Below are 22,229 nucleotides of genomic sequence, written 5' to 3' on the forward strand. Positions count from 1 at the left end.
GCTGCCCTGCTGCAAACGTGCAGCCTTTTATTGGGATTTTTCCTACGGCAAACGTTTGCAACAGCTTGAACGAGTTACACACCAATAGCCGGTTCACCTAAAAAGACCGGCATAAAAAAAGAGAACCAAAGGAGCTCCACCCATGAAACTGAGCAGCAAAGTGCTTCTGGCTATGGCCATCAGCAGCATCACGGCCACCGCCTACGCAGAACCGGCCAGCCAGGACTTCGTTCCGACGACATTGGCCGGCACCAGCGCGCAAAGCGAAGCCAAAGGCTTTATCGAAGATTTCAGCCTGGGCGGCACCACGCGTAACTGGTACTCCCATGAAAGCAAATACCGTGGCGGCACCTTCTCCTACGAGAAACACGGCGAAACTCGCACCGACCGCAACCGTACCAACTGGGTGCAGGGCACTATCCTTAACGCAAGCTCGGGGTTCACCCAGGGCACTGTAGGTGTCAAGACAGAAGTAGCGGTTTACAACGCGCTGGTCTTGGACCGCAGCAAGCGTGACATCAAAGGCGGCTCCAACCGCACCCTGGCCGACTCCGACGGCAACGCCGTAGATCAGTGGAGCAAACTGGGCCTGGCCAACGTGCAATTCCGCGTGTCCAACACCACTCTGACCGCAGGTCGCCAGAACTTCAGCAGCGGCATCGTCGACACCATCGGCAACCGTGCACTGCCTTCAAGCTTCGAAGGTGTGAGCTTCAATAGCGAAGAGTTCAGCAACCTGTCGTTCCAGGGCGGTATCTTCGATCGCGTTTCGCCACGTACCGAACAAAGCCTGTCGAAATTCCGTAGCGAATACGGCAACGGCACCCAGGAAACCGACAAAGTATCGACCCTGGGCGTGAACTACCAGCCGCTGAAAAGCCTGAAAACCAGCTTCTTCGCCGCCAACGTGAAGGACTTCTGGAACCAGTACTACTTCGGTGCAACCCACGAATTGGGCGACACTTCGCAACTGGGGCTGACTACCGGCTTCAACTACTACAAGACTGTCGACGAAGGCAAAAAAGAGATGGGGGAAATCGACAACGATACCTTCTCCCTGTCCCTGGGACTGACTCACCAGGCACACAGCCTGACCTTCGCTTACCAGCAAGTGAACGGTAACGAGTACTTCGACTACCTGCACGAAACCAACGGCATCTACCTGGCCAACTCCCTGACCTCGGACTTCAACGGCCCGAACGAGAAGTCTTTCCAGGTCGCCTACGCCATCAACATGGCGGAGTACGGTGTACCAGGCTTGAAATTCAACGCCTACTCGGCTCGCGGCTGGGGTATCGACGGTACTCACTACACCGGCAACAACGGCCGGGCCAAGTTCGCCTACGACGGCATCCAGTCCCAAGACGGCGAGAAGCATCAGGAATACGGTGTAGGCGCCTCTTACGCCCTGCAAAGCGGCCCCCTCAAAGCCACTACCGTACGCGCGACTTATGTGGAGCACCGTGGCAGCGAGTTCCAGGCGGACGGCAGCATCAAAGAGTTCCGTCTGGTCACCACCATCCCATTCAACATTCTTTAATTAGCACCAGGCAGACGGCAGGCTCAGGAAGAGCCTGCCGTCTACGCTTGTCTGGTCCCATCGATTGCAGAGGGCTCTGAATGAAAATGCTCCCGCTACAAGCTGCCGTTGCCGCCGCGCTATTGAGCGCAGCTATCGGCGTATCGGCCAAACCCCTGGTGGTCTGCACCGAAGCCAGCCCGGAGGGTTTTGACCCGGTCCTGTACACCACCGCCGTCACCGCGGACGCCGCGGCCGAAACCGTGTTCAACCGCCTGGTGGATTTCAAGCCCGGTACTACCGAAGTGGTTCCCGCGCTGGCCAAGGACCTGCCGGAAATCAGCGCCGATGGCCTGACCTACACCTTTCACCTGCGTGAAGACATCAAGTTCCACACCACCGATTACTTCAAACCCACGCGCAACCTGAATGCCGACGACGTGCTCTGGAGCTTCAAACGCCAGCTGGACCCGAATCACCCGTGGCATAACAAGTCCACCGTGGGCTACCCGTACTTCGAGAGCATGGGCTTCAAAGAACTGCTCAAGAGCGTAGAGAAAACCGACGATCACACCGTCGTCTTTACCCTGACCCGTCCTGAAGCACCATTCCTGGCCGACCTGGCCATGGCGTTCTCCTCGATTCACTCCGCCGAATACGCCGACCAGTTGCTCAAGTCCGGCAAGACCGATGAGCTGAACAGCAAGCCGATCGGCACCGGCCCGTTCATCTTCACTCGCTACGCCAAGGACGCCCAAGTGCGCTTCAAGGCCAACCCGGAGTACTTCCGTGGCAAGCCGCCGGCCGATCCGCTGATCCTGGCGATCACCACCGACAACAACGTGCGCCTGCAAAAGCTCAAGGCCAACGAATGTCAGATCGCGCTGTATCCCAAGCCCGACGACGTGCCGAGCGTGAAGGCCGACCCAAACCTGAAAGTGGCGGAATTGGCGGCGATGACCACCGCGTACACCGCCCTGAACACCACCCACAAGTACATGAGCGACGCGCGGGTGCGCCACGCGATCAATATCGCGTTCGACAAGAAAGGCTACAACGAATCCCTCTATGGCAAAGGCAACGCCATCGACGCCACCGGCCCGTATCCACCAACCCTGCTGGGCTTCAACAATAAGTTGAAGAACCCTGAGCGCGACCTGGACAAGGCCCGCGCCCTGCTCAAGGAAGCTGGCGTACCGGAAGGCACCGAGTTCACCCTGTTTACCCGTAACGGCGGCGGCCCGACCAACCCCAACCCGATGCTCGGCGCCCAGCGCATGCAGGCGGACCTGGCGCAGATCGGCCTGAAAGTGAACATCAAAGTCATGGAATGGGGCGAGATGCTCAAGCGCGCCAAGGCCGGCGAGCATGACATGGTGTCCGCGGGCTGGGCCGGCGATAACGGCGACCCGGATAACTTCCTCACGCCGAACCTGAGTTGCGATGCTGCGAAAAACGGCGAAAACTACGCCCGCTGGTGTAACAAAGAGTTTCAGGCTTTGATCGACAAGGCCCGCGCTGACGCTGAACCCGCTGAGCGCGCCGCACTCTATGAACAAGCCCTGGATGTTTTCGAGAAAGACCAACCGTGGATTCCCATGGCCTACCCGAAAATGTTTACCGCCATGCGCAAGAACGTCGAAGGCTTTACCCAAAGCCCTCTGACGACTAATAACTTCGCCACCACCCAGGTGAAGTAAATAAGAAAAACGCTCGGCACCGTCGACATGGGCGGTGCCGAACCTGCCTAACCGGCTGATTGAGGTACACCACAAGATGTTTAGTTTTATTGCCCGCCGACTGGGGTTATTGATCCCCACGTTCTTCGGCATCACGTTGCTGACGTTTGCGTTAATACGCATGATTCCCGGCGACCCCGTAGAAGTCATGATGGGCGAACGCCGCGTCGACCCCGAGATGCACGCACAGGCAATGGAACGCCTTGGCCTTAACAAGCCGCTGTATGCGCAATACCTGGACTATGTCGGCAAGCTCGCCCAGGGCGATCTTGGTGAGTCCCTGCGCACCCGTACCAGCGTGTGGACCGAGTTCACCGCACTCTTCCCCGCGACCCTGGAACTGTCCATGGCCGCCCTGTTGTTCGCCGGTATCCTGGGCCTGTTGGCCGGGGTAATCGCGGCACTCAAGCGAGGATCCCTGTTCGACCACGGGGTGATGGGCATCTCCCTGGCGGGCTATTCGATGCCGATCTTCTGGTGGGGCCTGATCCTGATCATGTTCTTCTCGGTGAGCCTAGGCTGGACCCCGGTTTCCGGGCGCATCGACCTGCTCTACGACATCGAGCCGCGCACCGGCTTCATGCTGATCGACACGCTGCTGGCTGACGAGCCGGACGCGTTCTTCGACGCCCTGCACCACCTGATCCTGCCGGCCATCGTGCTCGGCACCATTCCGCTGGCGGTGATCGCGCGGATGACCCGTTCGTCGATGCTCGAAGTGCTGCGCGAAGACTACATCCGCACCGCCAAGGCCAAGGGCCTGTCGCCGACACGCGTGGTGTTCGTGCACGGCCTGCGCAACGCGCTGATCCCGGTCTTGACCGTAGTGGGCCTGCAAGTCGGCACCCTGCTGGCCGGCGCTGTGCTGACCGAAACCATCTTCTCCTGGCCCGGCATCGGCAAATGGCTGATCGAAGCCATTGGCGCGCGGGACTACCCGGTGGTGCAGAACGGCATTCTGCTGATCGCCTGCCTGGTGATCCTGGTGAACTTCGTGGTGGATATCCTCTACGGCTTCGCCAACCCACGCATCCGTCACCAGCGCTGAGATCATGACCATGACCACACCTACTCCAGTGTCAGCAGTCGATCAAAGCCTGCTGTACCCGTCCCCGTACAAAGAATTCTGGCAAGCCTTTTCCAAGAACAAAGGCGCGGTTGCCGGCCTGCTGTTTATGTTGCTGATCGTGTTCTGCGCGATCTTCGCCCCGTGGGTCGCGCCCCATAACCCCAGCGAGCAATACCGCGACTTCCTGCTCACCCCGCCGGCGTGGCTGGAAGGCGGGCAGATGCAGTTTCTGTTGGGCACCGACGAACTGGGCCGTGACCTGCTCTCGCGTCTGATCCAGGGTTCGCGCCTGTCGCTGCTGATCGGTTTGTCGTCGGTGGTGATGTCGCTGATCCCGGGCATCCTGCTGGGTCTGTTCGCCGGGTTCTTCCCGCGTCTGCTGGGCCCGACCATCATGCGCCTGATGGACATCATGCTGGCCCTGCCGTCGCTGCTGCTGGCCGTGGCCATCGTTGCCATCCTCGGCCCTGGCCTGATCAACACCGTGATCGCTATCGCCATCGTGTCGCTGCCGTCCTACGTGCGTCTGACCCGTGCTGCGGTGATGGGCGAGTTGAACCGTGACTACGTGACTGCCGCGCGCCTGGCCGGTGCCGGTCTGCCGCGCCTGATGTTCATCACTGTGCTGCCCAACTGCATGGCGCCGCTGATCGTGCAGGCCACCTTGAGTTTCTCCTCGGCGATCCTCGATGCCGCGGCCCTGGGCTTCCTCGGCCTTGGCGTACAACCGCCGACCCCGGAGTGGGGCACCATGCTGGCTTCGGCCCGTGACTACATCGAACGCGCCTGGTGGGTGGTGAGCCTGCCTGGTTTGACCATTTTGCTCAGCGTGCTGGCAATCAACTTGATGGGCGACGGCCTGCGCGATGCGCTGGACCCGAAACTCAAGAACGCCGCCTGAGGAGATTCCCATGTCACTGTTAGAAATCAAGAATCTCAACGTACGCTTCGGCGACGCAACCGCCGTGCCGGTGGTCGACGGCCTCGACCTGTCCGTGGACAAGGGCGAAGTACTGGCCATCGTGGGCGAGTCGGGTTCGGGGAAATCCGTGACCATGATGGCGCTGATGGGCCTGATCGAGCACCCCGGTATCGTCACCGCCGATGCGCTGACCTTCGACGGCAAGGACATGCTCAAGCTGAGCAACCGTCAACGTCGCCAGATCGTCGGCAAAGACCTGGCGATGGTGTTCCAGGACCCGATGACCGCGCTGAACCCCAGCTACACCGTGGGTTTCCAGATTGAAGAAGTGCTGCGCCTGCACCTGAAAATGTCCGGCAAACAGGCACGCAAACGCGCGATCGAATTGTTGGAAAAAGTTGAGATCCCAGGCGCCGCCAGCCGAATGGACGCCTATCCGCACCAACTGTCCGGCGGTATGAGCCAGCGCGTAGCCATCGCCATGGCAATTGCCGGCGAGCCGAAACTGCTGATCGCCGACGAACCGACCACCGCGTTGGACGTGACCATCCAGGCGCAGATCATGGACCTGCTGCTGGCCCTGCAAAAAGAGCAGAACATGGGCCTGGTGCTGATCACCCACGACCTCGCCGTGGTGGCCGAAACCGCCCAGCGCGTATGCGTGATGTACGCCGGCCAGGCCGTGGAAGTCGGCCAGGTGCCGCAACTGTTCGACATCCCGGCGCACCCTTATAGCGAAGCGCTGCTCAAGGCGATTCCCGAGCACAGCCTGGGCGCCACCCGCCTGGCCACGTTGCCTGGCATCGTGCCCGGCCGCTACGACCGCCCGCAGGGTTGCCTGCTGTCGCCGCGCTGCCCGTACGTGCAGGAATCCTGCCGTGCCCAGCGCCCGGGCCTCGATCCCAAAACCAACAGCCTCGCGCGCTGCTTCTACCCCTTGAACCAGGAGGTGGCGTAATGGCCGTCGTTCTTACCGCCCGCGACCTGACCCGTCACTACGAAGTGTCCCGTGGCCTGTTCAAGGGCCACGCCACCGTGCGGGCCCTCAATGGTGTGTCCTTCGAGCTGGAAGCCGGCAAGACCCTCGCCGTGGTCGGCGAGTCGGGTTGCGGCAAGTCCACCCTCGCCCGCGCACTCACGCTGATTGAAGAGCCGTCTTCGGGCTCGCTGAAAATCGCCGGCCAGGAAGTCGCCGGTGCCGACAAGGCCCAGCGCAAGCAATTGCGCAAAGATGTGCAGATGGTGTTCCAAAGCCCTTACGCCTCGTTGAACCCACGGCAGAAAGTTGGCGATCAACTGGGCGAACCGCTGCTGATCAACACCAACCTGTCCGCCGCCGAACGCCGCGAGAAAGTGCAGGCGATGATGAAGCAAGTGGGCCTGCGCCCCGAGCATTATCAGCGCTACCCGCACATGTTCTCCGGCGGCCAGCGCCAGCGGATTGCACTGGCTCGGGCGATGATGCTGCAACCCAAAGTGCTGGTGGCGGATGAGCCGACCTCGGCGCTCGACGTGTCGATCCAGGCCCAGGTGCTCAATCTGTTCATGGATCTGCAGCAGGAATTCAATACGGCCTACGTGTTCATTTCCCACAACCTGGCGGTGGTGCAACACGTTGCCGACGATGTGATGGTGATGTACCTCGGTCGCCCGGTGGAAGTCGGCCCGAAGGAAGACATCTACGCGCGCCCGCTGCATCCCTACACCCAGGCGCTGCTGTCGGCCACGCCGACCATTCATCCGGATCCGAACAAACCGAAGATCAAAATCGTCGGCGAGTTGCCCAACCCCTTGAACCCGCCGCCAGGTTGCGCGTTCCACAAGCGCTGCCCGTACGCCACCGAGCGTTGCAGCACCGAGGAGCCGCAATTGCGAGCGTTGGATAATCGTCAGGTGGCTTGCCACTACGCGGAACAATTCGTCGCCTGAGCGCGCCGGACCGATCAGTAGCAGAGTTTCACAGCCCTTCCCATCAGGTTGCGCATCAGCCTGGCGGGAGGGGCTTTCTTTTTGCGGCGGCTATTTGTTGCCATCGTCATAGGTTTCGCTGTCTTCCCCTTCGTTGTAGGGGTTTTCTGCGTCCTCTTTGGGAGCCGGTTGGGCCTGGGGTTGCCAGCTGCCGGAATTGACCTCTTTCTGCTTTTTCTTGGTGACCGGGCCGGTGTCTTTCCACTGAGGCGCGCCTGCGTCAGCCAGTGCCGGGAGGGTCGTCAGCCACAGGCAGGCCAGCAACAGCAGGGATATGGCGCGTTGAGCCTTTCGCACGGTGGTCTCCTTTGCAGTCGGTGGTTAAACGCTAGACCGGATGCCGGGTTCTCGCCAATCTAACGCCTGGTGGAGAAAAATGTGGGAGAGGGCTTGCCCCCGATGGCTGTGTGTCAGCCAGTACATTCAGGGCTGACACACTGCTATCGGGGGCAAGCCCCCTCCCACATCTGGGCCAAGATGTGCTGGCAAATTCGCCACAATTTGGCCCGCCAACCGCCAATTTCCGCCTGACCAAGTTCCGGTTAGACACAACGCGGTAAAAAAAGTGGGAGGGGGCTTGCCCCCGATGGCAGTGCGTCAGCTAGCACATTCAGGGCTGACACACTGCTATCGGGGGCAAGCCCCCTCCCACATCTGGGCCAAGATGTGCTGGCAAATTCGCTACAATTTGGCCCGCTAGCTAATAGCCAATTTCCGCCTAACCAAGTTCCGGTTAGACACAACGCGGTAAAAAAAGTGGGAGGGGCTTGCCCCCGATGGCTGTGTGTCAGCCAGTACATTCAGGGCTGACACAATGCTATCGGGGGCAAGCCCCCTCCCACATCTGGGCCAAGATATGCTGGCAAATTCGCCACAATTTGGCCCGCCAACCGCCAATTTCCGCCTGACCAAGTTCCGGTTAGACACAACGCGGTAAAAAAAGTGGGAGGGGGCTTGCCCCCGATGGCTGTGTGTCAGCCAGTACATTCAGGGCTGACACACTGCTATCGGGGGCAGGCCCCCTCCCACATGTTGTTTAGTGGTGCTCGCGGGTCGCGCGGAATTTCACATCCGGCCAGCGCTCTTCCATCAGCGCCAGGTTGACGCGGGTCGGGGCCAGGTAGGTCAGGTGCCCGCCGCCGTCGAGCGCGAGGTTTTCCACGGCTTTGTTGGAGAACTCTTCCAGCTTTTTCTTATCGGCGCATTCGATCCAGCGCGCGGAGTACACGGTGATCGGCTCGTAGGAGCATTCGACCTTGTATTCCTCTTTCAAACGGCTGGCGACCACATCGAACTGCAGCACACCCACGGCGCCGAGGATGATGTCGTTGCTGCGCTCGGGGAAGAACACCTGGGTGGCGCCCTCTTCCGCCAGTTGCTGCAAGCCTTGGCGCAATTGCTTGGATTTGAGCGGATCGCGCAGGCGCACGCGGCGGAACAGTTCCGGGGCGAAGTGCGGGATACCGGTAAAGCCCAGCGCTTCGCCTTCGGTGAAGGTGTCGCCGATCTGAATGGTGCCGTGGTTGTGCAGGCCGATGATGTCGCCGGCGTAGGCTTCTTCGAGCTGTTCACGCTCGGAGGAGAAGAACGTCAGGGCGTCGCCGATGCGCACGTCCTTGCCGGTGCGCACGTGGCGCATCTTCATGCCTTTTTCGTATTTGCCGGAGCAGATGCGCATGAACGCGATACGGTCGCGGTGCTTGGGGTCCATGTTCGCCTGGATCTTGAACACGAAGCCGGTGAATTTCTCTTCCACCGGCTCCACGGTACGTTCGTTGGCCACCCGTGGCAGCGGGCGCGGGGCCCAGTCCACCACGGCGTCGAGCACATGGTCGACGCCGAAGTTGCCCAGGGCGGTCCCGAAGAACACTGGGGTCAGCTGGCCGTCGAGGAATTCCTGTTGGTTGAATTCATGGCAGGCGCCCTGCACCAGCTCCAACTGATCGACGAAGCGGTCGTACTCGTCACCCAGGTGGGCGCGGGCTTCGTCGGAGTCGAGTTTTTCGATGATCTTGGTTTCGGTGCGCTCATGTCCGTGGCCGGCGGTGTAGACGATGATGTAATCATCGGCCAGGTGGTACACGCCTTTGAAGTCGCGGTAGCAACCAATCGGCCAGGTGATCGGCGCGGCCTTGATCTTCAATACGGCTTCGATTTCGTCGAGCAGCTCGATCGGGTCGCGGATATCGCGGTCGAGTTTGTTGATAAAGCTGACGATGGGCGTATCGCGCAGACGGCATACGTCCATCAGCGCGATGGTGCGCGGCTCGACGCCCTTACCGCCGTCCAACACCATCAACGCCGAGTCCACCGCGGTCAGGGTGCGGTAAGTGTCTTCGGAGAAGTCTTCGTGGCCCGGGGTGTCGAGCAGGTTGACCATGTGATCGCGATACGGGAACTGCATGACCGACGTGGTAATGGAGATACCCCGTTGTTTTTCCATTTCCATCCAGTCGGAGGTGGCATGGCGGTCGGATTTGCGGGATTTCACCGTGCCGGCCACTGCGATTGCCTTGCCCATCAGCAAGAGCTTCTCGGTGATGGTGGTTTTACCGGCATCGGGGTGGGAAATAATGGCGAAAGTGCGGCGTTTCGCGACTTCGGCGGCCTGGTGGGTCATGGGAAATCGCCTGGCAGGTGAGTCAAAAAAGGGCGGCGAGTATAGCGCAAACCCAAGGTGACGGACCACCGTTCACCCGATCAGGGGTGGCTAAATGGTGCCAAGTGTGGAACCTTTTAAAAGGTAGAGACGTCCACTCCCCTGCTATCGCACTCGTAACAGGGGCTGAAAAATCAGCAAGTTAGCCTGACGAGGCTGCGCTTATGGTTCGAACTCATGCCGCTTTTGACGGCATTGGCGAGCTGCATTTCGCGTTCACTTTTCGCTGACAGCCAGCCATGGCATGCCACGCAGGAATGTGTTCGTCGACAGAAGAAAAAAGGAGTCCGCCTGTGGCTATTCGCTATGGCAAAGGGCTGATAGGAGGCGCGGTTGTCGTCGCGCTCCTGGCCCTGCTGATCCACTGGATCGGCATCAACACGATCGAGTTGTACCGCGACGATTTGTTGTTTTACCTGCAAGCTCACTTAGTTCTCGTTCTAGTCTCCATGCTGGCGGCCCTCGTTGTGGGCATCCCCGCCGGTATCCTGCTCAGTCGACCGCACATGGTCGGGCGCGCAGAACGCTTCATGCAAATCTTCAACATCGGTAATACCGTCCCTCCCCTGGCCGTACTGGCCATCGCCCTCGGCGTCCTCGGCATCGGCAGCGGCCCGGCCATCTTCGCGCTGTTCCTCGCCTCCCTCCTGCCTATCGTGCGCAACACCTACGAAGGCCTGAAAAACGTTCAAGGCTCGCTCAAAGAAGCCGCCACCGGCATCGGCATGACCCCGCGCCAGGTGCTGTTTCGCGTGGAGTTGCCCAATGCCGTGCCGATCATCATCGGCGGCGTGCGCGTGGCGCTGGCGATCAATGTGGGCACCGCGCCCCTGGCGTTTCTGATCGGCGCCAACAGCCTGGGCAGTCTGATCTTCCCCGGCATCGCCCTGAACAACCAGCCGCAACTGTTGCTCGGCGCCGCATGCACGGCACTGCTGGCCTTGTTGCTGGACGGCTTGGTGACCATGGCCAGCCGCCTCTGGCTGGAACGCGGGTTGCGTCCGTCTTAAGGCTTGGCAAAGGAATTCACATGAAAAAGCTGACACTGATATTGAGCTGCGTCCTGCTGTGCGCAGGGTTTGCACAAGCCGCAGAAAAACCGGTAATCCGCATCGGCGCCAGGGTGTTCACCGAACAGACCCTGCTCGCCGAGATCACCTCCCAATACTTGCGCACCAAGGGCTATGCCCCTCAAGTGACCGGCGGCCTTGGCAGCAACCTGGCGCGTAGTGCCCAGGAAAGCGGGCAACTGGACCTGTTATGGGAATACACCGGTGTGTCGCTGGTGGCCTACAACCACATCGACGAGAAACTCGACAGCGAACAGTCCTACGCTCGGGTCAAAGAACTCGACGCGAAAAAGGGCCTGGTCTGGCTGGCACCGTCGCGCTTCAGCAACACCTATGCCCTGGCGTTGCCGCAGAAGGTCGCGCAGGAACATCCCGAGATCAACAGCATCAGCGACCTCACCCAGGCGATGGCGGAAAACACCCGGGAACATCGCCTGGTTGCGCTGGACACCGAGTTCGCCAATCGCTCCGACGGTCTGGCCGGTATGGTCAAGTTGTATGAGATGAACCTGACCCGCGCAAACACCCGGCAAATGGACGCTGGCCTGGTCTACACCGCGCTGCGCAATAGCCAAGTGTTCGCCGGCCTGGTCTACACCACCGACGGTCGCTTGAACGCCTTCAAATTAAAACTGCTGGCGGACGACAAGCATTACTTCCCGGACTACACCGCCGCGCCGGTAGTGCGCCAGGCCTACCTGGACGCGCACCCGCAACTGGCCGCCGACCTCAAGCCGCTGGCAGCGCTGTTCGACGACGAAACCATGCGCCAACTCAACGCGCGGGTCGATGTCGATCACGAAAGCCCGTCCGTCGTGGCCGCTGATTTTCTGCGCCAGCATCCGATCAACTAACGAGGAGAAGACATGGAATTCCTGAACGCCTTTTCCCATCTTGATTGGGCCCAAGTCCTGCACCTGACCTGGCAGCACATCACCCTGGTCGGTATCGCGGTGATCCTGGCGATCTTTATCGGTGTGCCCCTGGGCATCCTGATGACGCGCTTCCCGACGCTGGCCGGCCCGCTGCAAGCCAGCGCCACCGTGTTGCTGACGGTGCCTTCCATCGCCCTGTTCGGCCTGCTGTTGCCGTTCTACTCCAAATTCGGTCAGGGCCTGGGGCCGATGCCGGCCATTACCGCCGTGTTCCTCTACTCCCTGCTGCCGATCATGCGTAACACCTACCTGGCCCTCACCGGCGTGGAGCCGGGCATTCGCGAAGCCGCCAAAGGCATCGGCATGACCTTCGGCCAGCGCCTGCGCATGGTCGAGTTGCCCATCGCGGTGCCAGTGATCCTCGCCGGCGTGCGCACTGCCGTGGTGATGAACATCGGCGTGATGACCATCGCCGCCACCATCGGCGCCGGTGGCTTGGGTGTACTGATTCTGGCCTCCATCAGCCGCAGCGATATGTCGATGCTGATCGTCGGTGCCGTACTGGTCAGCCTGCTGGCCATCTTCGCCGACCTGCTTCTGCAATGGCTGCAACGCTCGCTGACTCCAAAAGGATTGCTCAAATGATCGAACTTCAAAACCTGTCCAAGACGTTCCAAAGCAACGGCAAAACCGTCACCGCCGTCAACGATGTCAGCCTGACCGTCAATGAAGGCGAGATCTGTGTATTCCTCGGGCCATCGGGTTGCGGCAAAAGCACCACGCTGAAGATGATCAACCGCCTGATCAAACCCACCTCGGGCAAGATCCTGATCAACGGCGAAGACACCACCGACCTCGACGAAGTGACCCTGCGCCGTAACATCGGCTATGTAATCCAGCAGATCGGCCTGTTCCCCAATATGACCATCGAAGAGAACATCGTGGTCGTGCCGAAACTGCTCGGCTGGGACAAACAGAAATGCCACGACCGCGCCCGCGAGTTGATGAGCATGATCAAGCTGGAGCCCAAGCAGTATCTGCATCGCTATCCGCGTGAATTGTCCGGTGGCCAACAACAGCGGATTGGCGTGATCCGCGCCTTGGCGGCGGATGCGCCGTTGCTGCTGATGGACGAGCCGTTCGGCGCGGTCGACCCGATCAACCGCGAGATGATCCAGAACGAGTTTTTCGAGATGCAGCGGGCGCTGAACAAGACGGTGATTATGGTCAGCCACGACATCGACGAAGCCATCAAGCTGGGCGACAAGATCGCGATTTTCCGCGCCGGCAAGCTGTTGCAGATCGACCACCCGGATACGTTGCTGGCACACCCGGCCGACGAATTCGTCAGCAACTTTGTGGGCCAGGACAGCACCCTCAAGCGCCTGCTGCTGGTCAAGGCCGAAGACGCGGCGGACAACGCCCCGTCGGTGAGCCCGGAAACCCCGGTGGCCGATGCACTGGAACTGATGGACGAGCACGACCGTCGCTACGTGGTGGTGACCTGCGCCGAGAACAAGGCACTGGGCTATGTGCGCCGTCGCGACCTGCACCGTCAGACCGGCACTTGCGGCCAGTACCTGCGTGAGTTCAACGCCACGGCGGCGTACGACGAGCACTTGCGCATCCTGTTGTCGCGCATGTACGAGTTCAATCGCTCGTGGTTGCCAGTGATGGATGCCGAGCGGGTGTTCCTGGGGGAAGTGACGCAAGAGTCGATTGCCGAGTACCTGAGCTCCGGTAAGTCCCGTGGGGGCAAGACCAGCATCGTCTCCCCTGCCGAGGCCGCCCTGGCCTGATCTTATGTGGGAGGGGGCTTGCTCCCTCCCATATTGGGTCCGTGATCTGTCAGGGAAATACCTTCAATTACCCCCATCCGGGGAACATCATTCCGTCACACCGGTCGGTTACATAAGTAGCTGCACAACGCAGCGCGACGAACGCGTGCAAAAACGCGACATTTTTAGTTGATCTATAGCCCCTCACGCCCTAAAGTTCGCGCCGAACGTCCATGCTGGAAACGATCCATCCGGCTCAAGTACTGACGACGAGACAGCAAGGCCAAGGGCAGCTTATCCCATGGCCTTTTTGCTTTCGGCGACATGCCTTGGGAAGTAGGCGAACCAAAGTGGGGATACGGAGGACGTTCAGTTGTACCCATTGATCAATACAGTTTGCCCTTAGGAGTTCCCAGCATGTCGATCAACGTCGAAGATTATTTCGCGCGCGCCACTTTTGACAAAATGAAGGCGTTCGCCGACAAGCAAGAAACCCCATTCGTGGTGATCGACACCGCGATGATCAGCCAGGCCTACGATGACCTGCGCGCCGGTTTCGAATTCGCCAAGGTTTATTACGCGGTCAAGGCCAACCCGGCCGTCGAGATCATCGACCTGTTGAAAGACAAAGGTTCGAGCTTCGACATCGCCTCGATCTACGAGCTGGACAAGGTCATGGACCGTGGCGTCAGCGCCGACCGCATCAGCTACGGCAACACCATCAAGAAATCCAAGGACATACGCTACTTCTACGAGAAGGGCGTGCGTCTGTTCTCCACCGACTCCGAAGCCGACCTGCGCAATATCGCCAAGGCCGCGCCGGGCTCGAAAGTGTATGTGCGCATTCTCACCGAAGGCTCCACCACCGCTGACTGGCCGCTTTCGCGCAAATTCGGCTGCCAGACCGACATGGCCATGGACCTGCTGATCCTGGCCCGTGACCTGGGCCTGGTGCCGTACGGCATCTCGTTCCACGTCGGCTCGCAACAGCGCGATATCAGCGTGTGGGACGCGGCTATCGCCAAGGTCAAAGTGATCTTCGAGCGCCTGAAAGAAGAAGACGGCATCCACCTCAAGCTGATCAACATGGGCGGCGGCTTCCCGGCCAACTACATCACCCGCACCAACAGCCTGGAAACCTATGCCGAGGAAATCATCCGCTTCCTCAAGGAAGACTTCGGCGACGATCTGCCGGAAATCATCCTGGAGCCCGGCCGTTCGTTGATCGCCAACGCTGGCATTCTGGTCAGCGAAGTGGTGTTGGTGGCGCGTAAATCCCGCACCGCCGTCGAGCGTTGGGTGTACACGGATGTGGGCAAGTTCTCCGGCCTGATCGAAACCATGGACGAGTCCATCAAGTTTCCGATCTGGACCGAGAAGAAAGGCGAGATGGAAGAAGTGGTCATCGCTGGCCCGACCTGCGACAGCGCCGACATCATGTACGAAAACTACAAGTACGGCCTGCCGCTGAACCTGGCGATCGGTGATCGTTTGTACTGGTTGTCCACCGGTGCGTACACCACCAGCTACAGCGCGGTTGAGTTCAATGGGTTTCCGCCATTGAAGTCCTACTACGTCTAAGCCGTGCTTCCTATAGGAGCGAGCGGTTCGCCCCTATAGGGTTTCCAACTGTTGGGCTCGTTGTTGATAAGCCTGCGCCATCGCCCGGATCCTCGGTTCATCCGCCGCCGCCAGCGCGGTGTGGGCCACCCGCAGAAACTTCAGATTCCCGCCCGCCAGCGCTTTGCGCAGCCATGCCAACGCCGCTTCGATCTGGCCATTACCCGCCAGCACCGCCGCATAACTGAATTGCCCGCGAAAATCCCCGCCCTCGGCTGAACGGCGATACCACTGCTGCGCGGCTTCCAGATCCCGTGGGCAGCACTGTCCTTCCTCCAGATACCGCCCGAGCAAGTTCATCGACTTGGCATGACCCCGCTCGGCCGCTTGGCGATAGCACGCCAATGCCTGGGCTTGATCTTGTGCAACACCACACCCGGTGGCCAGCAGGTTGGCGTAGTTGTACAACCCCCAGTCCAAGCCCGCCTCGGCGGCCTGGCGATATTCCCGCGCGGCCGCCGCTTCGTCGACGGCGCAGCCCCAACCGTGTTCCAGGCAACGCCCGAGCATATTGCGCGCCATCAACTGCCCGCCTTGTGCCGCAATGCGAAACCACCGCAGCGCCAGCGCTTGATCGCGTTCGATACCGCGCCCGTCCAGCAGAATCTGCCCCAGCAACGCCTGGGCATCCACCAGCCCTTCCTTCGCCGCGACCAGAATCGCCTGGGCGGCGCGCACCGGGGAGTCGTCAAGCATGCTCTGCAATTGCTCGACCGTGAGCACCTCTTGGCGACGCAACAAAAAGCTCATATCAAACCTCAACCCAGCGACGTAGCAGGTTGTGATAAGTGCCGGTGAGCTGGATGAGCGCCGGGTGATCGGGCACATCCCGGGTCAACTGCTGGATCGCACCGTCCATCTCGAACAGCAATGTGCGCTGGCTGTCTTCGCGCACCAGGCTCTGGGTCCAGAAGAATGAGGCGTAACGCGCCCCCCGGGTCACCGGGTTGACTTTGTGCAGGCTGGACCCGGGGTACAGCACCATATCGCCGGCCGGCAACTTGACCCGCTGCAGGCCGAAAGTGTCCTGGATCTCCAGTTCGCCGCCGTCGTAGTCATCCGGGTCGCTGAAAAACAATGTGGACGACAAATCGGTGCGCACCCGCTCAGGGCTGCCCTTGGGTTGGCGCACGGCGTTATCGATATGAAAGTCGAAACTGCCACCGGCGGTGTAGCAGTTAAGCAGCGGCGGGAACACTTTGTGCGGTAACGCCGCCGACATGAACAGCGGGTTTTGCCACAGGCGTTCGAGCATCGCCGTGCCGATTTCCTTGGCCAAGGGGTGGCCTTCGGGCAATTGCAGGTTGTGTTTGGCTTTGGCCGATTGGTGCCCGGCGGTAATTTTACCGTCGGCCCAATCGGCGTTTTCCAAGGCCTGGCGGATGCGCTGCACCTCCTCTCGGGAGAACAGGCCGGGAATGTGCAGCAGCATGGGGCAGTACCTGGGTGCGGAGGGACGCCAATGGTATTGATTCTTATCCACGCTGTAAAACCCAAGGACGGATGAGATCGTAAAAACCGTAAGCAAAAAGTGTAAAGAATGTAAATTCAGTGCAATTAGCAATGTATCGCAATTGATAGAAAGTCGTGTTCACCCTATATTCCGCCGCCTCACATCCTTGGGGAAAGGACACGTCATGTCGCGCACTTCAACAAAAACCTCCGCCGGTTCACCACGCATGTTGGCCTCGGCCATCGGCGTCGCTCTGAGCGCCAGCTCTGCCGCCCACTTGGCGCAAGCGGCTGAAGACACGGAACAAAAAGGCGGGCGCAATAGCATCTCTCTGGGCGCCACCAGCATTACCGGCCAGGAACAGGACGACACCTCTTACCAAGTGGAAAAAGCTGCCTCGCAGAAATACACCGCACCGCTGGTGGACACACCGCGCTCGGTCACTGTGGTGCCGCAACAAGTACTCAAGGACACCGCCGCTACCTCGTTGCAGGATGCGCTGCGCACCGTACCGGGTATCACCTTCGGTGCCGGTGAAGGCGGTAACCCTCAGGGTGACCGTCCGTTTATCCGCGGTTTCGATGCCCAAGGCGACACCTACCTGGACGGCGTGCGCGACACCGGCGGCCAGAGCCGTGAGATTTTCGACATCGAATCCATCGAAGTCAGCAAAGGCCCGAACTCCTCCTTCGGCGGGCGCGGCTCGGCCGGTGGCAGCCTCAACCTGGTGAGCAAGACCCCACAGGCACGGGACTTCACCAACGGCGGCTTCACCTACGGTTCCGACCAGACCCGCCGCTACGTGCTCGACGTGAACCGCCAGTTCCTCGACGACAGCGCCGCATTCCGCCTGAACTTGATGAGCCACGAGCAGAACGTGGCCGGGCGCGATGCCGTGAACTACGACCGCTGGGGCGTTGCGCCTTCGCTGACCTTCGGCCTGGGCACCCCCACCCGCGTCAACCTCAGCTACTACCATCTGGAAAGCGACGACCTGCCAGACTCGGGGATTCCCTACGGCTACGGTTCGGCCACCGCCACCGCCCACGTCCACGACAAACCCAACGACGGCGGCGACAGCGATAACTTCTACGGCCTCAAAGGCCGCGATTTCCGCAAGACCCGCGCCGACATCAGTACGTTCTCCATCGAGCACGATCTGAACGACAACATGACCCTGAAAAACACCCTGCGCCACGGCAGCACTGGCCAGGACTACGTACTGACCCAGCCGGACGACAGCAAACTCAACGTGAACAAATTCGGCACCGTGTGGCGCCGTGCCAACTCGCGGGTGTCCACCACCACCACGACCACCAACCAGACCGACCTGTTCGGCAGTTTCCAGGCCCTGGGCTTCAAGAACACCTACTCCACCGGCCTGGAATTCACCGGCGAAGAAACCCGCGTCAGCAGCTACACCGTCAGCCCGAACGCCAACCCGATCTGCACCGTGGCCAAAGGCGGCCTGGGCGGCCAATGCACGTCGCTGAGCAACCCGAACCCGGACGACGCCTGGACTGGCTCCGTCGCCCGCAACTACAACGGCACCAACACCAAAGCCACCAGCCGCGCCGCGTACGTGTTCGACACCATCGAACTGGACCCGAAATGGCTGCTTAACGTCGGCCTGCGCTACGACACTTTCGACACCGAAGCCAATACCAACGCAGTGCCTACAGCGACGGTCAAAGCACGCAGCAAAATCAAGGACGACAGCCAGTTCTTCAACTGGCAGGCCGGCCTGGTCTGGAAGCCTCTGGAAAACGGCAGCATCTATGCCTCCTACGCCACCTCGGCCACCCCGCCAGGCGGCCTGGTCGGCGAAGGTTCGGACGGCAACCCGCTGTCCGCCGGCGCCGCCACCAGCGATCTGCAACCGGAAGAAACCGTCAACTATGAGCTGGGCACCAAGTGGGACCTGTTCCACGACCGCCTCTCGCTGACCGCCGCCGTGTTCCGCACCGAGAAGAAAAACACCCGCATTCTGGTGGATGCCCTCACCTACCAGAACGCCGGCGAGTCTCGGGTCGATGGTCTGGAATTGTCCGCCAGCGGCAAAATCACCGAGCAATGGCAAGTGTTCGCCGGCTACAGCTACCTGGACAGCGAACTGGTCAAGGCTGGCCGTAACGGTCGCAACGGGGTGATCAGCGCCGGTTCCAACGAAGGCAACCAGATGCCCAACACGCCGAAGAACACCTTCAGTCTGTGGACCACCTATGCCCTTACACCCAAGTTCACCGTTGGCGGCGGCGCGTTCTATGTCGACCAGGTTTACGGCGACGTGGGCAACACCGTGTATGTGCCGTCCTACACCCGCTACGACGCCATGGCCAGCTACAAGCTGACCAAGAACGTCGACCTGCAACTGAACGTGCAGAACCTGACCGATAAGGTCTACTACGACAAGGCATACTCCGCGCACTTCGCCAACCAGGCGGCCGGTCGCACGGCGCTGCTGACCACCAGCTTCCACTTCTAAACGCTGGCCACCGAGCCCCACGCATCGAATGCGTGGGGCTTTTGCGTGTTAAACAACAAAGTTTCTCGACAACCCACGGCATAATGCGCGCCGTGGCATTTATATCCCGATGAGCGAGGCGGTCCGACGTGTTGAAGAAAACCCTGTTTCAGTTGCACTGGTTTTTCGGCATTACTGCCGGGCTGGTGCTGGCCTTGATGGGGATCACCGGTGCGGCGGTGTCGTTCCAGGATGAAATACTGCGGACCCTCAACCCCAGCGTCCTGCATGTGGAAAAACGCGAAGCCGGGGTGCTGCCACCGGCCGAACTGGTGCGCAAGCTCGAAGCCGCCGAAGGCAAAACCGTGGCGATGCTGTGGGTGGAACGTGACAGCGGCAATGCCGCGCGCGTGGCCTTTACCCCGCCACCGGGTGAGCGACGTGGCCAGATGCGCTACTTCGATCCGTACACCGGCGAGTACCTGGGCGACGCCGTGGGCCAGGATGTGTTCGGTTTTGTCCTGCAACTGCACCGCTTCCTCGCCATCGGCGAAACCGGCCGGCAGATCACCGGCGCCTGCACCCTGATCCTGGTGTTTTTCTGCCTCTCCGGCCTGTACCTGCGCTGGCCGCGCCAAGTGGCGAGCTGGCGCGCCTGGCTGACCCTGGACTGGCGCAAAAAGGGCCGCAGCTTTAACTGGGACCTGCACTCGGTGTTCGGCACATGGTGCCTGCTGCTGTACCTGCTGGCGGCACTCACCGGGTTGTCCTGGTCCTACGATTGGTACAGCCGAGGGCTGACCCAACTGTTGTCCGATGCCCCGCAGAACGAACGGGTACGCACGCGCGGCCCAGCGCCGGCAGGCCCTGCACCGGTGGCCAACTACGACGCGATCTGGAGCAGCCTCTACAGCAACGCCGGCCCGGACCTGAGCGCCTACAACATCCGCATGCCAGGCGCTGCCGGGCAACCGGCCACCGTGTATTACCTGCTGAGCGACTCGCCCCATGACCGCGCGCTCAACCAGATCAACCTGGACCCGGCCACCGGCGAGGTCAAATCCCACGATCGCTACGCCGACAAGAGCCTCAAGGCTCAGTTACTGACCAGCATTTATGCCCTGCACACCGGCAGCTACTTCGGCTTGATCGGGCGGATCGTGTTGACCGTCAGTTCGCTGTTGATGCCGTTGTTCTTTATCACCGGCTGGTTGCTGTACCTGGATCGCCGTCGCAAAAAACGCCAAGTGCGCGACGCCCGTCAGCGCCTCGGCACCAACCTCAGCGACGCGCCGGCGTGGCTGATCGGCTTTGCCAGCCAGAGCGGTTTCGCCGAGCAACTGGCCTGGCAGACCGCCGGGCAATTGCAGGCCGCCGGCCTGCCGGTGAAGGTGCAGGCGCTGGGCAGCGTCAATGCACAGGACCTGCGCCAAGCGCACAACGCGCTGTTCGTGGTCAGCACCTTCGGCGACGGCGAAGCCCCCGACAGCGCCCGTGGTTTCGAGCGCGGCGTGCTCGGCCAGGCTCTGTCGCTCAACGGTTTGAACTACGCGGTGCTGGCCCTCGGGGATCGTCAGTACCCGCACTTTTGCGGCTTCGCCCGGCGCCTGCATTTCTGGCTGACCAACCAGGGCGGCACGGCGCTGTTCGCCCCGGTGGAAGTGGACAGCGGCGATACCCAAGCCCTACTGCACTGGCAGCAACAATTGGGCGAACTGACCGGCCACGCCCCCGCCGCCGCCTGGCCCAGCGCCCAGTACGAGCACTGGACACTGAGCCAGCGCACCCTGCTCAACCCCGGCAGCGCAGGCGAAGGCGTGTACCTGCTGGGCCTCACGTCGACGTCGCCGCAGCATTGGGACGCTGGCGACCTAGTGGAAATCCTGCCGCGTAATCCCGCGTCGGCAGTCGAGCACTTTCTGGCGGGCCTGGGCCTGCAAGGCAGCGACGGCGTACTCATCGAAGGGCTGGCACAGACGCTCGATCAGGCCCTGACCACTCGCCAATTGCCGGACAACCGCGCGCATCTGGTCGGCCTGCACGCCCAAGCGCTGGTGGATGCTCTGGTGCCGCTGAGCATGCGCGAATACTCCATCGCCTCGCTTGCCAGCGACGGCGTGTTGCAACTGATCGTGCGCCAGGAACGCCACGCCGACGGCCGCCTGGGCCTGGGCTCGGGTTGGCTCACCGAACACGCGGCTCTCGGCGGCGCGATCAGCCTGCGTCTGCGGCGCAACAGCGGCTTCCACCTGCCGGACGCGCCGGTGCCGCTGATCCTGTTGGGCAACGGCACCGGCCTGGCCGGCCTGCGCAGCTTGCTGAAAGCGCGCATTGCCGAAGGCCAGCAACGTAACTGGTTGCTGTTCGGCGAACGCAATATCGCCCACGACTACCTGTGCCAAGACGAGCTGCAAGGCTGGCTCGCCAGCGGCGACCTAGCACTGTTGGACCTGGCGTTCTCCCGCGATCAGGCGGAGAAGATCTACGTGCAGGATCGCCTGCGCGAATCGGCCGACGTGCTACGTAGATGGCTGGCCGACGGCGCGGCGATCTATGTGTGCGGGAGCTTGCAGGGCATGGCTGCCGGGGTGGATCAGGCGCTACTGGATATCCTCGGCCGCGAGGCGGTGGAGCGCTTGATCGAACAAGGCCGCTATCGCCGCGACGTGTACTGAGGTCACTCACTGTGGCAGGGGGCTTGCCCCCGATAGCGGTGGATCAGTCGCCTGATAAATAACTGTCACACCGTCATCGGGGGCAAGCCCCCTCCCACATTGGGATTGCATTTCAAGTCAGTGTTCTGTGCCGGTGGCGCTTTTTCGAACACCACTTCAGGCCCAAAGGTTTTATCAAGCGGATTGGGCCCAAAGCTGCCGCCGCGCGATCCACTGTGGGAGGGGGCTTGCCCCCGATAGCGGTGGTGAAGTCGTCTGATAAATGACTGTCACACCGTCATCGGGGGCAAGCCCCCTCCCACATTGGGATCGCATTTCAAGTCAGTGTTCTGTGCCGGTGGCGCTTTTTCGAACACCACTTCAGGCCCAAAGGTCTTATCCAGCAGATTGGGCCCAAAGCTGCCGCCGCGCGATCCAC

General features: G+C 61.1%; 17 protein-coding genes. 13 read left to right on the plus strand and 4 right to left on the minus strand.

What is annotated here, in order from left to right; translation table 11 throughout:
* Nucleotides 1–142: 142 nt before the first annotated feature.
* From FIV35_RS14640 to FIV35_RS14665, 6 genes are all read left to right on the plus strand, one after another.
* A complete protein-coding gene (locus FIV35_RS14640) occupies nucleotides 143–1,540 on the plus strand; it encodes an OprD family outer membrane porin (protein ID WP_034136956.1) in 1,398 nt (465 codons plus the stop codon).
* An 80-nt stretch (nucleotides 1,541–1,620) separates the two neighbouring features.
* A complete protein-coding gene (locus FIV35_RS14645; RefSeq protein WP_034136955.1) occupies nucleotides 1,621–3,219 on the plus strand; it encodes an ABC transporter substrate-binding protein in 1,599 nt (532 codons plus the stop codon).
* Between the two features lie 76 nt (nucleotides 3,220–3,295).
* Entirely contained in the window at nucleotides 3,296–4,306 is a 1,011-nt protein-coding gene (locus FIV35_RS14650) for an ABC transporter permease subunit (RefSeq protein ID WP_025856266.1), read from the plus strand.
* Between the two features lie 10 nt (nucleotides 4,307–4,316).
* Entirely contained in the window at nucleotides 4,317–5,228 is a 912-nt protein-coding gene (locus tag FIV35_RS14655; protein ID WP_010213191.1) for an ABC transporter permease subunit, read from the plus strand.
* A gap of 10 nt (nucleotides 5,229–5,238) precedes the next feature.
* On the plus strand, nucleotides 5,239–6,207 hold the full coding sequence (locus FIV35_RS14660) for an ABC transporter ATP-binding protein (RefSeq protein ID WP_034136954.1): 969 nt from the start codon (nucleotides 5,239–5,241) through the stop codon (nucleotides 6,205–6,207).
* On the plus strand, nucleotides 6,207–7,178 hold the full coding sequence (locus tag FIV35_RS14665; protein ID WP_034095859.1) for a peptide ABC transporter ATP-binding protein: 972 nt from the start codon (nucleotides 6,207–6,209) through the stop codon (nucleotides 7,176–7,178). Before FIV35_RS14660 ends, FIV35_RS14665 begins: the two co-directional genes overlap by 1 nt.
* A gap of 90 nt (nucleotides 7,179–7,268) precedes the next feature.
* Here the strand turns inward: FIV35_RS14665 and FIV35_RS14670 are convergent, their stop codons facing one another.
* Nucleotides 7,269–7,514: a hypothetical protein gene (locus FIV35_RS14670; RefSeq protein WP_034136953.1), complete on the minus strand. Its 246-nt coding sequence runs from the start codon at nucleotides 7,512–7,514 to the stop codon at nucleotides 7,269–7,271.
* Between the two features lie 739 nt (nucleotides 7,515–8,253).
* Nucleotides 8,254–9,837: a peptide chain release factor 3 gene (locus tag FIV35_RS14675; protein WP_034111736.1), complete on the minus strand. Its 1,584-nt coding sequence runs from the start codon at nucleotides 9,835–9,837 to the stop codon at nucleotides 8,254–8,256.
* A gap of 296 nt (nucleotides 9,838–10,133) precedes the next feature.
* Here FIV35_RS14675 and FIV35_RS14680 point away from each other — a divergent pair, with 296 nt between their 5' ends.
* The 5 genes from FIV35_RS14680 (at nucleotide 10,134) to FIV35_RS14700 (ending at nucleotide 15,180) form a co-directional block, all read left to right on the plus strand.
* Nucleotides 10,134–10,886 carry an ABC transporter permease gene (locus tag FIV35_RS14680; protein WP_232925194.1) on the plus strand — a complete coding sequence of 251 codons (753 nt, stop codon included), beginning with the start codon at nucleotides 10,134–10,136 and terminating at the stop codon, nucleotides 10,884–10,886.
* Nucleotides 10,887–10,906: 20 nt separating this feature from the next.
* Nucleotides 10,907–11,800 (plus strand): glycine betaine ABC transporter substrate-binding protein, encoded by an 894-nt coding sequence (locus FIV35_RS14685; RefSeq protein ID WP_034136952.1) that lies wholly within the window; start codon nucleotides 10,907–10,909, stop codon nucleotides 11,798–11,800.
* 12 nt (nucleotides 11,801–11,812) lie between these two features.
* Nucleotides 11,813–12,466: an ABC transporter permease gene (locus tag FIV35_RS14690; RefSeq protein ID WP_005784720.1), complete on the plus strand. Its 654-nt coding sequence runs from the start codon at nucleotides 11,813–11,815 to the stop codon at nucleotides 12,464–12,466.
* Complete coding sequence (locus tag FIV35_RS14695) at nucleotides 12,463–13,620, plus strand: osmoprotectant ABC transporter ATP-binding protein OsmV (RefSeq protein ID WP_034136951.1); 1,158 nt, start codon at nucleotides 12,463–12,465, stop codon at nucleotides 13,618–13,620. The genes FIV35_RS14690 and FIV35_RS14695 overlap by 4 nt, the downstream gene beginning before the upstream one ends.
* 396 nt (nucleotides 13,621–14,016) lie before the next feature.
* A complete protein-coding gene (locus FIV35_RS14700; protein ID WP_034095854.1) occupies nucleotides 14,017–15,180 on the plus strand; it encodes a type III PLP-dependent enzyme in 1,164 nt (387 codons plus the stop codon).
* A gap of 33 nt (nucleotides 15,181–15,213) precedes the next feature.
* Here FIV35_RS14700 and FIV35_RS14705 read toward each other — a convergent pair whose 3' ends face one another.
* On the minus strand, nucleotides 15,214–15,969 hold the full coding sequence (locus FIV35_RS14705) for a tetratricopeptide repeat protein (protein ID WP_034136950.1): 756 nt from the start codon (nucleotides 15,967–15,969) through the stop codon (nucleotides 15,214–15,216).
* 1 nt (nucleotide 15,970) lies between these two features.
* Entirely contained in the window at nucleotides 15,971–16,651 is a 681-nt protein-coding gene (locus FIV35_RS14710) for a Fe2+-dependent dioxygenase (RefSeq protein WP_034136949.1), read from the minus strand.
* Nucleotides 16,652–16,856: 205 nt separating this feature from the next.
* On the opposite strand from FIV35_RS14710, the gene FIV35_RS14715 reads away from it, so the two are divergent.
* Nucleotides 16,857–19,157, plus strand: a complete 2,301-nt coding sequence (locus FIV35_RS14715) for a TonB-dependent receptor (protein WP_034136948.1) — start codon at nucleotides 16,857–16,859, stop codon at nucleotides 19,155–19,157.
* Nucleotides 19,158–19,285: 128 nt separating this feature from the next.
* Nucleotides 19,286–21,811 carry a PepSY domain-containing protein gene (locus FIV35_RS14720; RefSeq protein WP_034136947.1) on the plus strand — a complete coding sequence of 842 codons (2,526 nt, stop codon included), beginning with the start codon at nucleotides 19,286–19,288 and terminating at the stop codon, nucleotides 21,809–21,811.
* Nucleotides 21,812–22,229 lie beyond the last annotated feature (418 nt).

Source organism: Pseudomonas rhodesiae (assembly GCF_007858255.1).
GTDB classification, from domain to species: Bacteria; Pseudomonadota; Gammaproteobacteria; order Pseudomonadales; family Pseudomonadaceae; genus Aquipseudomonas; species Aquipseudomonas rhodesiae.